General features: G+C 51.5%; 2 protein-coding genes. Both read left to right on the forward strand.

Annotated features, from left to right (window positions below):
* Nucleotides 1-18 precede the first annotated feature (18 nt).
* On the forward strand, nucleotides 19-1,563 hold the full coding sequence (istA, locus tag D2U88_RS05290) for an IS21 family transposase (RefSeq protein ID WP_119639269.1): 1,545 nt from the start codon (nucleotides 19-21) through the stop codon (nucleotides 1,561-1,563).
* Between the two features lie 23 nt (nucleotides 1,564-1,586).
* Nucleotides 1,587-2,324, forward strand: a complete 738-nt coding sequence (gene istB, locus D2U88_RS05295; protein WP_119608405.1) for an IS21-like element helper ATPase IstB — start codon at nucleotides 1,587-1,589, stop codon at nucleotides 2,322-2,324.
* Nucleotides 2,325-2,373 lie beyond the last annotated feature (49 nt).

The following is a 2,373-nucleotide window of genomic DNA, read 5'->3' on the forward strand; positions in this document are numbered from 1 at the left end:
TTTTTGTGAAAAAGGACCATGGCGAACAAGCAGATAGACATGCGAAAAATAAAAAGGATATTCAAGCTCTACACCTCGGGTGTGAGCAAGCGGCGGATAAGCCAGCAGTTGGGCATCTCCCGCAATACAGTGGCCAAGTACATCGATTTCTTCAAGCGTTACCGTCTGACGGCCTATGAGGTTGAGAAGATGACCCTGGAGGAACTGCACGGCCTCTTCAAGGCCGACCAAAGGCCGAAGAGCCCAAAACTGGTCGAGCTACAGCGGTACTTTCCCTACTTTGACAAGGAAATAAGAAAGACCGGGGTGACCCGACAGTTGCTCTGGGAGGAATATTATGCCAAGCATCCCGATGGGTTCAGGCTCTCACAGTTCAAGTACTGGTACGCCGAATGGCAAAAGGAGACCTCCCCCGTGATGCGGATGGAGCACAAGGCCGGCGACAAGCTTTTCATCGATTTTACGGGCAAGAAGCTCACCATTGTCGACAGGGACACCGGGGAGCTAAAGGAACTGGAAGTGTTCGTGTGCATATTGGGCAGCAGCCAGTATACCTACGTGGAGGCATGTGCCAGCCAGAAGCTCGAGGACTTCATCCGCTGCACCGAGAACGCACTGTGGTTCTACGGCGGTGTGCCGAGGGCACTGGTGCCCGACAACCTTAAGTCGGCCGTTACCAAGAGCAGCCGCTATGAACCAAAGGTCAACGAGGTGTTTGCCGACTTTGCCGAGCATTACGAAACGGCTGTCCTTCCCACGCGCACCTACAGGCCAAGGGACAAGGCCATAGTGGAGAACGCCGTGCGCATCATCTACACAAGGGTGTTCGCGCCCTTACGGAACGAGACCTTCCACAGTGTGGCCGATATCAACACCGCGATCCGGGAACTGTTGGAAAAGCACAACGACATGTCCTTCAGGGGAAGGGAATACTCCCGACGTTCACTGTTCCTCGAGGTGGAAAGCCGGGAACTGATGCCCCTGCCCGAAAAACGCTATGAGATAAAACGGTACGCCCAGGCCACCGTGCACAAGAACAGCCATATCTACCTTGGCAGGGACAAGCACTATTACAGCGTACACTACAGGCATATCGGCAAACAGGTAAAGCTTGTCTATACCGACAGTATGGTCGAGGTCTACCATAAACATGAAAGGCTGGCCGTGCACCGAAGAAACAGGAAACGTTACGGCTATACCACTTTGGCCGAGCACATGCCCTCCCACCACCGCTTCGTCAGCGAATGGAGCAGTGAAAGGTTCATTGCCTGGGCCGGAAACATAGGGGAAAGCTGCCAAGGCTACATCATGGCCATATTGGACAAGAAGCAGCATCCCGAACAATCCTATAAATCCTGTCTTGGCGTACTGCACCTTGCTAAGAAATATGGCAGGGACCGTCTTGACAGCGCCTGTAGAAGGGCAACGGAATATGGTGCATATAATTACAATATGGTCGAGCGCATCCTAAAAAAGGGCTGGGACAAGCTTGATGAGGGCGCCGATGATAATCTGGAAATGCCCGAGCACCAGAACATACGGGGCGGAAAATATTATGAATAGGGACAAATACTTAAATACTACATATGAACGAAAGGACAATACAACAGATGAAGGAGCTCAGGCTCCATGGCATGCACAGGGCATTTGAAACGACCTTGGGGCCCAACGGAACGGACACCGACTATACCAATGACGAGATCATTGCCTACCTCGTACAATGCGAGTGGGACGACCGCCATAACCGCAGGATAGAACGCCTGACCAGATCGGCGCGCTTTAGGTATGCTGCCGTTATGGAGGCGGTGGATTACAGACCTTCCAGACAATTGGACAAAAACCAGGTACAGCGCCTTGGCAACTGCGATTTTATCAAAAAGAGGGAGAATGTCCTCATTACCGGGAGCACCGGGGTCGGCAAAAGCTATCTGGCCTCCGCAATCGGCCACCAGGCCTGTTCCATGGGGAAAAAGGTCATGTACTTCAACACGGCCAAGCTCTTTACCATGTTGAAGACCTCAAAAGCTGACGGTTCCTATCCTAAACAGATAGGCAAGCTTGAAAAACAGGACCTACTGATACTTGATGACTTCGGGCTCAAGCCACTGGACAATATCAACAGGCATGCGCTCATGGAGATCATCGAGGATCGTCACGGACAGAGATCGACCATAATTGCATCACAATTGCCCGTATCAAAATGGCACGACATCATCGGGGAGAGAACTCTGGCCGACGCCATACTCGACCGTTTGGTACACACGGCACACAGAATCGACATAAAAGGTGAATCAATGAGAAGAAAATTGAAAAATAAAAACTAAGTTTAACCCACGGACAGGTCAAATCCAAGCAGTTGATTTACACTGCTCA

This window comes from Flagellimonas aequoris, assembly GCF_003584165.1.
GTDB classification, from domain to species: Bacteria; Bacteroidota; Bacteroidia; order Flavobacteriales; family Flavobacteriaceae; genus Flagellimonas; species Flagellimonas aequoris.